The organism is Vibrio coralliilyticus, assembly GCF_024449095.1.
In the GTDB taxonomy this organism is placed as follows: Bacteria; Pseudomonadota; Gammaproteobacteria; order Enterobacterales; family Vibrionaceae; genus Vibrio; species Vibrio coralliilyticus_A.
In genome coordinates this window covers 1,988,981-2,002,648 of the sequence record NZ_CP024627.1, presented here as the reverse complement: position 1 = coordinate 2,002,648, position 13,668 = coordinate 1,988,981, and the positions used below count along the sequence as shown (strand labels likewise).

Genomic DNA, 13,668 nt, shown 5'->3' with positions numbered 1-13,668 from the left:
CCTCCCTAAGCGGTTTCTTTTTTGAATAGCTCTCGGAATACTGGGAATATGTCTTCGACACTGCGAATGTTTTTCATTGCAAAATTATCAAAGGCACCTTCCAGTTTCTCGTACTCATGCCATAGGGTCTGATGAGAGCGGCGCGTGATTTCGATGTAAGAGTAATATTGACAGGTAGGTAGTAGATTCTTTGTTAATAGCTCACGGCAACGTGGTGAATCATCTGCCCAGTTATCGCCATCAGAAGCTTGTGCAGCGTAAATGTTCCAATCTCCCACTGGGTATCGTTCTGCGACAATTTCTTTCATTAACTTCAGAGCACTTGATACAATGGTGCCGCCTGTTTCCTGAGAATAAAAGAATTCATGTTCGTCCACTTCTTTTGCTTGCGTGTGATGGCGGATAAAAACGACATCCACGTTTTCGTAAGTCCGGGTTAAGAACAAGTACAATAAAACGTAAAAACGCTTGGCAATATCTTTGGTTGCTTGATCCATGGATCCTGAAACATCCATTAAGCAGAACATTACCGCTTGGCTTGATGGGATAGGGCGTCTTTCATAGTTTTTGAATCTAAGGTCAAAGGTATCGATGAAAGGAACTGTGTCGATTTTCCTTCTTAGGTCTTTAATTTCTTTTTTAAGTCTTTTTTCTTCAAGTAGCTGAGCAGGTTCACTCATTTTTACCTGATCAAGTTCCTGCTCAAGTGCTCTTAACATCCGCTTTTTACCTGCTGTCATTGCTGTTCGACGTGCAAGAGACTGCTGAAGAGATTTAACAATAGCAATGTTGGCAGGAACACCGGCAGTTTGGTAACCCGCTCGGTGTGTTTTCCATTCGGTGATTTTATGGATCTGATTTTTTTCCAGATTGGGAAGCTCTAGATCTTCAAACAGAATGTCTAGGTATTCATCTTTTGAAATTTGGAATACGAATTCGTCTTGCCCTTCACCGTCGGGGCTGGCATCACCCTCACCAGAACCTCCGCCTTGACCACCCCCTTTAGGGCGCTCAATTTTATCACCAGTAATAAATTGGTCATTACCCGGGTGGACCCGTTCTTTTACACCGCCTTTGCCTTGGTGAAAAATAGGCTCTTTTATATCTTTATGAGGTATCGCGACATCTTCGCCTGTTTCGGTATTCGTGATTGAACGGCGATTGACTGCGTCTGCGACAGATTCTTTGATTTGTTCTTTATGACGACGTAAAAAGCGTTGGCGGTTTACCGCGCTCTTATTTTTTCCGTTCAGTCGTCGGTCAATAAATTGCGCCATGAGTCACCCCTCTTTTGGTACATGCCTTTGTGACAGGGCATGCATCTTGTTCGCGTCCAATAACCTGCCAGAGTCTGAATCTGGCAGGTACTTCATTGGCTTTCCTCTTCTAGCTCCGAGGAAGGTTATCTCAGCTATTAAGATGATTTACGCACGCGTAAATACCATTCCGATAGCAAGCGAACTTGCTTCTCTGTATAGCCTTTCTCCATCATACGAGCGACGAAGTCGTCATGTTTCTTCTGATCTTCAGAAGAGGTTTTCGCATTGAAGGAGATAACGGGTAATAGTTCTTCCGTATTTGAGAACATTTTCTTCTCAATAACAGTGCGGAGTTTCTCGTAGCTTGTCCAAACAGGGTTTTGTCCGTTGTTATTCGCACGTGCACGAAGAACAAAATTCACTATTTCGTTACGGAAATCTTTAGGGTTACTAATACCTGCCGTTTTCTCTATTTTCTCTAGCTCATTGTTCAGTGCAGAACGGTCGAAGAGCTGGCCTGTTTCTGGGTCACGATACTCTTGGTCCTGAATCCAGAAGTCCGCGTAGGTGACATAGCGGTCAAAAATGTTTTGACCGTATTCAGAATAAGATTCTAGATAGGCGGTCTGAATTTCTTTACCAATAAACTCAACGTAGCGAGGCACAAGATACCCTTTGAGAAACTCAAGATATTTCTCTGCGGTTTCTTGAGGGAACTGCTCACGTTCAATTTGTTGCTCAATTACGTAGAAAAGGTGTACTGGGTTTGCAGCGACTTCAGTCTGGTCGAAATTAAACACTCTTGACAAGATCTTGAATGCGAAACGCGTTGATAAACCTGACATGCCTTCGTCAACGCCCGCAAAATCACGGTACTCCTGATAGCTCTTCGCTTTTGGATCGGTATCTTTTAATGTTTCACCGTCGTAGACGCGCATCTTAGAGAAAATTGATGAGTTCTCGGGATCTTTTAGTCGAGAGAGGATGCTAAATTGAGACAGTAATTCCAGTGTACTTGGTGAACAGGGTGCTTTGGCAAGCTCTGAGTGATCAAGCAGTTTCTGATAGATTTTGACTTCTTCGGAAACACGTAAACAGTACGGAACCTTGACGATGTATACACGATCGAGGAACGCTTCGTTGTTTTTGTTGTTACGGAAAGTCTGCCACTCGGATTCGTTTGAGTGGGCAAGTATCATGCCATCAAATGGAAGGGCAGACAGACCTTCGGTACCGTTGTAGTTGCCTTCCTGGGTGGCTGTTAGTAAAGGGTGAAGCACTTTGATTGGTGCTTTGAACATCTCGACGAACTCCATCAAGCCTTGGTTAGCTCGGCACAAAGCGCCTGAGTAACTGTAAGCATCTGGGTCGTCCTGAGAGTAATGTTCTAACTGGCGAATATCCACCTTACCGACAAGTGAAGAAATGTCTTGGTTGTTTTCATCACCAGGCTCAGTTTTGGCAATTGCAACTTGATCCAAGATGGAAGGTCGTACTTTTACCACTTTGAACTTAGTAATATCACCACCAAATTCGTGTAGGCGTTTTGCTGCCCATGGGGACATGATCGATCGCAGATAGCGTTTTTCGATGCCATATTCGCGTTTTAGTAGCTCCCCATCTTCGCCTACATCGAATAAACAGAATGGATGGTCGTTGACTGGGCTGCGCTCTCCATCAGCGGATAATACGTAAATTGGTACTTGCTGCATGAGCGCTTTCAGTTTCTCTGCCAAGGAGGATTTACCGCCGCCAACAGGGCCGAGCAAGTAAAGAATCTGCTTACGTTCTTCCAAGCCTTGAGCTGCATGTTTCAAGTAAGAAACGATTTGTTCAATCGCTTCTTCCATTCCATAAAAATCTTTGAAGGTTTCGTAACGGGAAATGACCCGATTCGAAAAAATTCGGCTTAAGCATGGATCTTGCGCTGTATCGATTAGCTCTGGTTCGCCGATTGCCATTAGTAGACGCTCTGCGGCATTGGCGTAAGCACTTTTGTCATCTTTACATAGCGTCAAGAATTCCTGTAAAGATAATTCTTCATCCTTGGCAGCTTCGTAGCGCGCTTGGTAATGGTCGAAAATACTCATAATGAATTCCCCTCTGAACCTGTCTTTGTAGACAATCAACCCGCATAGAAAAAACAAATCCTTTCCTATTAAAGACTAGTCGCTTTTTAGAATTTTGCTTAAAAAATATGTGTTTATTTGCAAATTGTGACATTTGACCACTTGTTAAATATCAACAAAAAATTAGAGGTATCGAATGCAAAGTGGTTGATATTTACTGTGTGAATAAATATGACCAATGGATATCATTTTTGCCAACTAAAACAGAGGATTGCTTATTGATAATGAGTGCTTTTATGGAGTTTTGTTCTGTATTGAGTGCTTAGATGCCCATTTCTATTAGGAAGTAGGCCCTTATAGTGGAGAATAGCAGCATTAAATTGGCTGTTTGACTTGCTTTTCATAACACCCCAAATTCAAGACAGCTGGTTGTCGACCAGTTTTTGGTTTGGCGTACGTTTTTTTAGAGATTGTTTCTGAAAACAAAAAGGGCTGCCAAATGACAGCCCTTTTCATTGAAACGATAGGTCAAGCATTAAAAATTTGTTTAAGTTCATTGCTGCATAGATGATATTGGCGAGGGCAGTTGCGCCAAGTTATCAGCATTCGTCGGTATTTTTCCAGCATTGGCATTTGTGCATTGAAATGATGTTCGCCTTTATCAAACTGAGAATATAAGCCTTCAGAATCGACAAGAAATCTCACGTAGTGAACTTGCTGTGCCTCAGTCGAAATGTCGAAACCGAGGAAAGCCAAACGGCGTTGATCGATATCACGCTGCTCTGTTTCAGACAGCATTTTGGCTGACTCTTGCATAGCATGAAACATTTCCATGATATCAATGATTTCTCGGCATTCTGCTTCTTTCAAGCAACCGAATTCTTTGTCCAGTTCTCGCATCTGAAGTTCGTAGCCGCGTTCAACTATCGTTTGTAAACGGCTGTATTTCGCGGCGTTCTCTGGATTCAACTGAGACATGAGGTAATACTGGTTAGATAGGATCAATCGTTGAGCGTTAGTCATTTCCATGGTGGCCTCACTAAATAATCTAGTACATCTTTAATGTGCTTAGGTTATCGTTTCATTCCACCATGAAACATGATCTCAAACCATGTTTATTATGAAAAATGTAAAGAAATTTCAGTTTTGATGGTTACTTTTTATGGTAGTGGTTATAGATGTAATCGCGGTCGGAGAAAACCCGTAGCCATTCAGGCTTGAACACCGCAAACATCGCCATCGTCATGCCGTTCAACAGCCCTTCAGGAAAAGCAAGTAATGGGACAAATACCATGTAGTTGTCGACTACGGTTTCCCAGTCGTATGATCCCTGTATCACATGATAAGCAGAGTTGATGAGCAGATGTGCGCTTCCTGTTAACGCGCCATTGAAAAAACCGGCTACGAATATAAAGACAAATATGTTTCTAGGTAAGTACCGGTAGCTTGTGAGAAAGATAAAATAGCTAATGGCGATTGGGAGTAGGCAGGAAAGAAGAAGATACTCTGGCAGTTCAGTGAAACTGCGTTGGCCAAATAAGGCTAATAACAAAGAGATGATGATGGATAAGCCATAGGCACTGCGCCAACCATACATTAGAGTCAAAGAGGTCAGCGCTAGAAAATGAATCGACAGCCCTTCTTTGACACCTGCTTGTGCAGACCAAAGAGCAAATAAGGCCAAGATGACAGCGAAAGTTAGGTGTTGAAAGCCTCGCTCTGTGCTGAGCTTAGGCCAGAAAGTGTAGTAGACATCTTTCCAGATAAAATTAATTGAAAGCAGGACGATAACGAGCGCGAATAGTTCGGATAGCAACAAAGTGACCTCAAAAATACCAGCCTGATAGGGCTGGTATTTTTTACGAAATAGTCACTAGATGGTATCAATATTTTACGTTTGAGTGATACTGCTCAAGGATTGAAACAATATTATCCATAGTTTCTTTTGAAGGTGGATTGGTCCCTTCTAATGGGTATTCAATGCCTAGCGCTTCCCATTTATGTGCGCCCAATTTGTGATATGGAAGCAACTCCACTTTTTCAATGTTATCCATGTCTTTAATGAAGTCCCCCAGCATGTGTGCGGATTCCTCATCATCAGTATAGCCAGGGACCACGACATAACGGATCCACGTTTTTTGGCCAATGCTATGCAGATAACGTGCAAAGTCTAGGGTTCGCTTATTAGATACCCCGATAAAGTCATGATGAATTTCGTCTTTCATATGTTTAAGATCGAGCATGACAAGGTCAGTCGCTTCCAATACTTGATCAATCACTTCAGTATGTTTGCGAATATACCCATTCGTGTCCAAGCAAGTATGAATACCCTCTGCTTTTGCTGCTTGGAAGAAATCTCGTACGAACTCAGGCTGAAGCATAGCTTCGCCACCTGAACAAGTTACGCCACCACCTGAAGCATTCATGAAGTGACGATAACTTTTCGCTTCACTGATGATCTCATCAACCGTGACTTCCTTGCCTCCATGTGTGTCCCACGTGTCTCGATTATGGCAGTACATACATCGCATTAAACACCCTTGCATAAAGACAATAAAGCGAATACCTGGTCCATCAACTGTTCCACAGGACTCGAAAGAATGGATACGGCCGGTTGTTGACATGTGTACATCTCTAATTAGTGATTTGTTCGTTATTTTATTACAAAAAGTAGGGTTTAAATAGCACTTCAGGGTTTTATCGCTAAGTTTTTGCTGACTAATAAAAAAAGCGCACATAGACTAAAATGTATGTTATAAAAATGTTGCCATTAGTGATTTTTATAATAATTGGTATACATTAGGCTAGGCAAGTTATTGGCTACATCCGTCTGATGTTAAAGGATTTTCTATGAATATGCTTGCGCTTTCACAGAAACAAAAAGTGACTCTGTTTTTAGTTGTACTGACAATAGGGTTTGTCACTCTCGCTGTTTTTACTTCTTCAAGGCTGACTCATATGAGTGAGCAGTATCACCATAGCGGTGATATTTCATCTGGTTCGATTTCAATCTATCAAACTCAAAGTAAGATACTAACGCTGAGTAGCGAATTAGATAATTTGGCAGGCTCACAAGTCGCACAAGCGAAGCAGGATATAGCTGATATAGTTGAGGCTGTTAATAACGATGTTTCCTTTTTAAATACGCTTAATCTTAAGCGTTATGGAGGAGAACTAGAGCAGAGTATTAATAATTTTCAAACCACAGCAATACCATGGCTAGAGCTAAAACAGGAACTCGGTTTTAATATTGATGAAGGAAAGTTGGGCGAGCTGAAGAAGCTAGCCAGTATTATTGAACAGAAAATTGCTGAAACGGGCATGGTGACGCTTAACTCTGACTTCCAAGCTATGGTTAAGTCCCAACAAAACTACTTACTCCAGCCGAATGAACAAAACCTCAAGCTATTCAACAGGGCGATGGGGGCGTTTGAAAGCATGTCTAACGTCTACGCTATGTTGGAATTGTATGAGAAAGAGATAGAGCAATACAAAGCGACATTTGTTCGTGTCAGTGAACTTTCTCAGCAACTTGGCAGCGTTGAGCAGCAACTTATTTCAAATAAAATTCAACTGACGCAATTGATTGCTTCTATTACCAGTGAATTAAGCGGCATCAGTTCTGAGTATCAAATGTCAGCTGAGAAGTCATCAGAGCAGACTCTTTGGTCTATTCTCGTTGCCTGTATTATTTTGGCTGTTTTCACTATTGCTATTTTCATCATGCAAAGCACTTCATTGTCGCGCTCTTTAACTAAGACCAGAGAAATACTTCATAACGTTTCAGCAGGCGATCTTTCTAAGCGTATGGTGTTAACAAAGAACCCTAATGATGAGTTTAATCAACTGGCAATTAGCATTAATGAAAGTTGTGAGAACCTTGGTGAGTTGGTTTCTGGGGTACAAGAGAGTGGTCAAGCGCTATCGGGCAACGCGGCTGAGCTTAATCAGGGGTTGGATAAGCTGGCGCATCACCAATCAGAAGTGCTTGGGCAGACCCAATTGCTAGCCTCAGCTACCGAAGAAGTCAGTGTGACAACACAAGAAGTGTCGAATTCATTGGAATTTGTCTCTGAAATCAGTCGTTCTTCAACTGAGTCGGCGGAAAAAGGTGCGCAAATCATCGGAGCTGCAATTGGCTCTCTGGAAGAAGTGGGCTCGATTTTGACATCTGCCGCAGGACATATTCAGCAGTTGGAAGAAGCGTCTTCCAAAGTTGACTCAGTGATGGAAATCATTAACGGTATTGCCGAACAAACTAACCTTCTTGCTCTAAATGCGGCCATTGAAGCTGCGAGAGCTGGCGAGCAAGGCCGAGGCTTCGCTGTCGTTGCTGATGAAGTTCGTAGTCTTGCTGTAAGAACGGTTGATGCAGTGGCGGAAATTTCGGAAACGATCGATACCATGAAGAAAGAGAGCGCTGAAGTGATTCAATACATTGGTCAATCCGAAACATCGATGCGAACAGGTCAGGAAAAAGGCCATGAGGCCATGCAGGCACTGCGAACCATTACGGAAAAGGCGGATGAAGCCTCTCATCAAACGGATGTAATTTTTGCATCAATTAAAGAGCTAGCAACAACCAGTCAGTCAATGGCCGATAATATGACTCAGATTTCCAGCGCAATGAAAGAGCTAGAAGAGAATAATGAACAGTTGCGTTCCGTCAGCCAAGTTGTTGAGCAAAGAGCTGGCAGCCTCAATAGTGACTGCCAGAGGTTCACGATTTAAAAGAAGGCGTATAACGCGAGGCCACCTGTTCCGTACATTGAGTCTTTCGCTTCTTTGTAGTCAGGTGTTTTGGCTGTCGCTGTCACCGCAGCGCCAAAGTGTTCATTATACCAAGCAAAGCCAGCCACTGCGCTGGCTTGTTTTTCTTCTAGTGTTACATCATAGATACTTGGGTTTTCACCGTTGCTATTAGCGTAGTCGACCACACCTGAGCGGTCACCTTCGATGGTAATATCGTTAAAGCGGTAGCGAGCTTCAATGCCACCGAATACAAACCAACCGCCTTTAGAAGCACCTAGCATTCCTGCACGGAATGGGTTTTCGTTATCAATGTTGGCAGCGCCCATGCTACCGGCTAAATCTGTTCCCCAGCGGAACATAAAGCCTGTTGATACATCACTGCGGAAATTACCAGCGTTCACTTCTGAAACGTTCGAAATTTCCCAGTCTGTATTTGCCATTGCACGATCACGCCAAAGGTTAAAATGACTGAGGTACCCAAGGCTACCAACAAATTCATCATCGACTTGATAGGCCCAGCCACGAGGTTCATCAGAGCCGGTAATACCGTGGACGATATCTTGTGCCTGGTCAGCTAATGAGCTTTCACCTGTTGTACCCAAAGTTAAATTGAAACGCTGGGCTTGCTGAGGATGAAGACTGATGTAATTAAATTCAGCATGAAGGTAGCCTGCGTAAGGGCGTTCATTGGGCATAGGAGTTGTCGCTTCAATATCTGAAGGGGTATACATTTTATGGCCAAGTGTGAATTCATATTTATCTAAAGACGTACCACCCCAAAATGATAAGCTCATTGGGTTGGTTAACCAATTGGGAGTGACAGCGTCAGAGGTATAGGTGAGAAACAGTCCGTTGGTATAATCCTGATCGACACCGAATACGCCATCATTATCGATAGAAAACGATACAGTTGAACGTTCTGAAGCGACGGCGCTTGAAGCCAACAATATCAAGGGAAGAGTGCGTAATAGGTTCATTTCAATACATCATTTCTGAATGGAGCCTAGATATTACTCCATATCGTATTCATCAGAGAGGAAAGAAAGAAAATTGAAATATAAATGTGGCTTGAGTCTAACTTTTGATTTGCTTCGCAATAAAAAAGCCCCGCTTAATTATGAAGCGGGGCTTTAAAGTCAATCAACCAAACTTATAGTGATTCGGTGAAAGTACGTGCGATAACATCTTGCTGCTGTTCTGCAGTCAGAGAGTTAAAACGTACTGCGTAACCAGAAACACGAATAGTTAGCTGTGGGTATTTTTCAGGGTGCTTAACAGCGTCTTCTAGAGTATCGCGGTTAAGTACGTTCACGTTTAGGTGCTGACCACCTTCGATACCTGCTTCGTGGTGGAAGTAACCATCCATCAGACCAGCAAGGTTAGCACGCTGTGAAGTCTCTTCTTTACCCAGTGCGTTTGGCACGATAGAGAAGGTGTAAGAGATACCATCTTTCGCGTGAGCAAACGGCAGTTTACCAACAGACGTTAGAGAGGCTACCGCGCCTTTTTCATCACGGCCGTGCATCGGGTTTGCACCTGGAGCAAACGGAGCGCCTGCGCGACGACCGTCTGGCGTGTTACCAGTTTTCTTACCGTATACAACGTTAGATGTAATAGTAAGGATAGACTGAGTAGGAACAGCATCGCGGTAAGTCTTAAGCTTACGGATCTTGTTCATGAACACTTCTACTAGTTCACAAGCGATGTCATCTACGCGAGCATCGTTGTTACCAAATTTAGGGTAATCGCCCTCGATTTCGAAGTCGATTGCAATACCATCTTCGTCACGGATTGGTTTCACTTTCGCATGTTTAATTGCAGATAGTGAGTCAGCTGCGATAGATAGACCTGCAATGCCACAAGCCATAGTACGGTAAACGTCACGATCATGTAGCGCCATCAGTGCAGACTCGTAAGAGTACTTGTCGTGCATGAAGTGGATGCTGTTTAGTGCAGCAACGTACTGCTTAGCTAACCAATCCATGAAGTGGTCTAGGTTATTCCACACTTCGTCGAAGTCTAGTACTTCGGAAGTGATCTTAGGCATTTCTGGACCAACTTGCATCTTCAGCTTCTCATCAACACCACCGTTGATTGCGTAAAGCATAGTTTTCGCAAGGTTAGCACGAGCACCGAAGAACTGCATTTGCTTACCAACAACCATTGGAGATACACAACAAGCGATTGCGTAGTCGTCTGACTCCATGTCTGGGCGCATTAGGTCATCATTTTCGTACTGGATAGAAGACGTATCGATAGATACCTTCGCACAGAACTTCTTGAAGCCGTCAGGTAGCTGCTCAGACCAAAGTACAGTAATGTTTGGCTCTGGAGAAGGCCCCATTGTGTATAGAGAGTTTAGGAAGCGGAAGTTAGTACGTGTAACTAGTGTACGGCCGTCAAGACCCATACCACCCATAGATTCTGTTGCCCAGATTGGGTCGCCAGAGAATAGATCATCGTACTCAGGAGTACGTAGGAAACGAACCATACGTAGTTTCATCACGAAGTGGTCAATCATTTCCTGAGCTTGTACTTCAGTGATCTTACCAGCAGCGATATCGCGCTCGATGTAGATATCTAGGAACGTCGAAGTACGGCCTAGAGACATAGCCGCGCCGTTTTGAGATTTAACCGCTGCTAGGTAACCGAAGTAAGTCCACTGGATTGCTTCTTGTGCAGTTTCAGCAGGACGAGAGATGTCACAACCGTATTTCTCAGCCATAACTTTCATTTGGCCAAGTGCACGGTGCTGCTCAGCGATTTCTTCGCGCAGCTGCATAGTCATTTGAAGATCTTCGCCATTCTCAAATTTCTCTTGTAGAGAAGCGAATTGAGCTAGCTTGTCTTTAATTAGGAAGTCGATACCGTAGAGCGCAACGCGACGGTAGTCACCGATGATACGACCACGGCCGTATGCGTCTGGAAGACCAGTTAGAACACCAGATTTACGACATTTTAGGATATCAGGAGTGTAGATATCGAAAACACCCGCGTTGTGTGTTTTACGGTAATCTGTGTAGATTTCTTTGATTTTAGGATCCAGTTCACGACCGTAAACTTTACAAGAACCTTCAACCATGCGGATACCACCGTTAGGGATGATAGCGCGCTTAAGAGGAGCATCAGTTTGAAGACCAACGATAGTCTCTAGATCTTTTTCGATGTAGCCTGCATCGTGAGCAGTGATGGTAGAGATAACGTCAGTATCGAAGTCAACAGGTGCGTGAGTTGAGTTCTCAATTTTGATACCTTCCATTACCTTAGCCCAAAGCTTGTTAGTAGCTTCAGTACCTTCAGAAACTAGGAAAGATTCGTCGCCTTCATACGGTGCGTAGTTCTTCTGAATGAAATCACGAACGTTTACTTCGTTTTGCCAATCACCTTCAGCAAAACCTTCCCAAGCTTTAGCAAATTGCTCTGCCATGACATACCTACCTTTTTAGTAGAAAAAACACGTACCTGTCTGATCCGTTGAGCGAGTCAGGTTCCCATCGCTGGGGCGGTACACTCTTTATGAATAACAATATGTATAGTTTCTAATTGTGATTACTGAAAGCACTACAAACTATAAATATTGTTACTTTCTGATACGGTTTCTTATTAACTTGGTTTCAAGGTTAAACTAAAAAAAAATTGCAAACCTTAAACTAAATCAATAAATCCTCAAAAAACTCGATAAAAATAGGGTGGCAAAGCTTGCCACCCACAAAATAATTGAATTGTTATAACCAAGCTTGGATGCCGTACTGGCCTTCAAGCATGCCAACCGCCAGCATAGCGACGAGACAGATAACGAGTACGCCAACTGGGATCACTATCTTGTCGACAAATGACAGGCGAGCAGCACGTTCTTTATCACCAATCAGGCCATTATTATCGAGTAGCATAGTCAGAGCCCAAGCAAGTACAGGGTTGACGACAGCAGAACTAAAGATACAGATACCTGCTGCTTGCGAATCTTTCGAGTCTTTCACCATCTGCATACCCGCTTCGAGTAGAGGAAGTGAGACACCAACAAGAAGAGCTACACGCATGACTGGAGGCCATACTGCGATATCCATTGGGAAACCAAGGATTGCAATAATCATTACTAGAAGACCTAGAAGGATAGCTCCGCCAGGGATAGGGCGTTTTGCGATCGCTGCTGGGATCATGTAAGTACCCCAAGATGAAGTGATGTTACCACCACCCACAGCTGTACCCACCATCTGACGAACAGAACACATTGTCATGGTGTCATCAACGTCCATCAGTACTTTTTCAGTCTTTTTAGGGTAGTTCAGTTCTTGGAAGATACGGTGACCTAGGAAGTCAGGAGACCACATAGCGACTGCTAGGATTGCAAACGGTAGTGATGCAATGAAGTGTTCCATATTAGGAAGACCTAGCATCCAACCTTCTTCGGTGCTGCCCCACCAGTACACTGGGTTTAGGTTAGGAAGACCTGTTTCCGTGACGAATTTAATGTCGAAACCTGCGCCAAGTACGAGTGCAATCGCTAAGCCTGTAAATGCACAGACGGGAATCGCAAGCCAACGTTTGTTTACTTTGGCCAAGAACGCATATAGAGCAATGGTTACGGCTAGGACAATCAGGCCAACGTAGCCCATGCTGCCAGCAGCTACTGTGTCCGATTGAAGACCTACAGCCCAAGCTTGGATTGAGTTAATTTGGCTCATGGTTCCAGTTAGGCCGAGGAAGATCAACAAGCCGCCAGCAGTACCTTGTGAGGTCAAATTAACGAGCTTAGACCCGCCTTTGAGGAAACTCAGTAGCAGGCCGAAGATACCGATAAGAATCGCCAATGCAAGAGGGTGCGCGCCGGCTAAAGCGATGGTACCGATTAGAGGGATCATTGGACCGTGGTTACCAGCTAGGTTTGCTTTCGGGTTAATAAAGCCGGAAGCCAGTACACAGAAGAGCAATGCAGGAATTAACATTTCTACACGAGCAACTTCGATAGCAAAGTCTTTACCTAGGTTGATGTGATCCCATGCTGCGGTCAGACCTTCAGCCCATGACATCATTACGGCGGAATACATTGCAATAATGCCGATGGTCCCTGCTAATGCGGGGACTAAATCTTCGAGCTCAAAGTGGAAGTCACGACCAGGTAAGTTTAAACCGAAGCGACGAGGCTTCATGATTTGTAGTTCATGATCTAGATAATCTGAACGGCTTTCAAACTCGGAAGCTGGGCGGTGCAGCTCACGATAGCTCTTCTCTTCGATATCCGAATCAGAGTGCGGTTTATTGACTGCGTCTGACATAGATTCCTCATATTCTAAAAAGTTAATAATTCTTCAAAGAGTCGCCCGTAATTATTGTAGGTAGACGATCTTATTAAAAACCTGACTCAGCTTCCTGCATTTGGGTCCTTGAACTATTGTCTGTGCGGTGTGTTTAACGTGCTTAAGCATAGACGATAGAAAAGACAAAAATTGGCTTATTGAGGCTTTTATCTTTGTGGCGAGTGTAACGTGCTAACCCTAAAGAGTGATTGATTTAGATCACTTTATGAAAGAATGTGAAAGAAAACTACAGGGTGATTGAGATGATAATGAGTTATTGAAATTCAAAGTGAA

General features: G+C 43.6%; 9 protein-coding genes. 1 reads left to right on the top strand and 8 read right to left on the bottom strand.

The genetic code is table 11. From position 1 onward, the window contains the following. Positions 1-5 precede the first annotated feature (5 nt). The 5 genes from CTT30_RS09405 to pflA form a co-directional block, all read right to left on the bottom strand. On the bottom strand, positions 6-1,277 hold the full coding sequence (locus CTT30_RS09405; protein ID WP_252034901.1) for a YeaH/YhbH family protein: 1,272 nt from the start codon (positions 1,275-1,277) through the stop codon (positions 6-8). A 137-nt stretch (positions 1,278-1,414) separates the two neighbouring features. Beyond that, positions 1,415-3,349 carry a PrkA family serine protein kinase gene (locus CTT30_RS09400; RefSeq protein ID WP_239837255.1) on the bottom strand — a complete coding sequence of 645 codons (1,935 nt, stop codon included), beginning with the start codon at positions 3,347-3,349 and terminating at the stop codon, positions 1,415-1,417. Positions 3,350-3,856: 507 nt separating this feature from the next. Beyond that, a complete protein-coding gene (locus CTT30_RS09395; RefSeq protein ID WP_252034899.1) occupies positions 3,857-4,357 on the bottom strand; it encodes a YfbU family protein in 501 nt (166 codons plus the stop codon). 124 nt (positions 4,358-4,481) lie between these two features. After that, entirely contained in the window at positions 4,482-5,102 is a 621-nt protein-coding gene (locus tag CTT30_RS09390; RefSeq protein ID WP_370689715.1) for an energy-coupling factor ABC transporter permease, read from the bottom strand. 109 nt (positions 5,103-5,211) lie between these two features. Then, on the bottom strand, positions 5,212-5,952 hold the full coding sequence (gene pflA / locus CTT30_RS09385; protein WP_252034895.1) for a pyruvate formate lyase 1-activating protein: 741 nt from the start codon (positions 5,950-5,952) through the stop codon (positions 5,212-5,214). Positions 5,953-6,178: 226 nt separating this feature from the next. Here pflA and CTT30_RS09380 point away from each other — a divergent pair, with 226 nt between their 5' ends. Next, entirely contained in the window at positions 6,179-8,059 is a 1,881-nt protein-coding gene (locus CTT30_RS09380) for a methyl-accepting chemotaxis protein (protein WP_239865897.1), read from the top strand. On the opposite strand, the gene CTT30_RS09375 is transcribed toward CTT30_RS09380, so the two are convergent. The 3 genes from CTT30_RS09375 to CTT30_RS09365 form a co-directional block, all read right to left on the bottom strand. Beyond that, entirely contained in the window at positions 8,056-9,057 is a 1,002-nt protein-coding gene (locus CTT30_RS09375; RefSeq protein ID WP_252034893.1) for a lipid A deacylase LpxR family protein, read from the bottom strand. The genes CTT30_RS09380 and CTT30_RS09375 overlap by 4 nt on opposite strands. Positions 9,058-9,230: 173 nt before the next feature. Next, the gene (gene pflB, locus CTT30_RS09370; protein WP_239865899.1) at positions 9,231-11,507 is read right to left on the bottom strand and encodes a formate C-acetyltransferase; all 2,277 of its coding nucleotides are present in this window, start codon (positions 11,505-11,507) and stop codon (positions 9,231-9,233) included. 298 nt (positions 11,508-11,805) lie between these two features. Then, positions 11,806-13,353: a DUF3360 family protein gene (locus CTT30_RS09365; RefSeq protein WP_252034891.1), complete on the bottom strand. Its 1,548-nt coding sequence runs from the start codon at positions 13,351-13,353 to the stop codon at positions 11,806-11,808. Positions 13,354-13,668 lie beyond the last annotated feature (315 nt).

Bases quoted from the DNA above. Each gene is read 5' to 3' on its own strand.
- CTT30_RS09380 (WP_239865897.1), top strand. From the start codon at position 6,179: ATGAATATGCTTGCGCTTTCACAGAAACAAAAAGTGACTCTGTTTTTA.
- CTT30_RS09400 (WP_239837255.1), bottom strand. From the start codon at position 3,349: ATGAGTATTTTCGACCATTACCAAGCGCGCTACGAAGCTGCCAAGGAT.
- CTT30_RS09405 (WP_252034901.1), bottom strand. From the start codon at position 1,277: ATGGCGCAATTTATTGACCGACGACTGAACGGAAAAAATAAGAGCGCG.
- CTT30_RS09395 (WP_252034899.1), bottom strand. From the start codon at position 4,357: ATGGAAATGACTAACGCTCAACGATTGATCCTATCTAACCAGTATTAC.
- pflB (WP_239865899.1), bottom strand. From the start codon at position 11,507: ATGGCAGAGCAATTTGCTAAAGCTTGGGAAGGTTTTGCTGAAGGTGAT.
- CTT30_RS09365 (WP_252034891.1), bottom strand. From the start codon at position 13,353: ATGTCAGACGCAGTCAATAAACCGCACTCTGATTCGGATATCGAAGAG.
- pflA (WP_252034895.1), bottom strand. From the start codon at position 5,952: ATGTCAACAACCGGCCGTATCCATTCTTTCGAGTCCTGTGGAACAGTT.
- CTT30_RS09375 (WP_252034893.1), bottom strand. From the start codon at position 9,057: ATGAACCTATTACGCACTCTTCCCTTGATATTGTTGGCTTCAAGCGCC.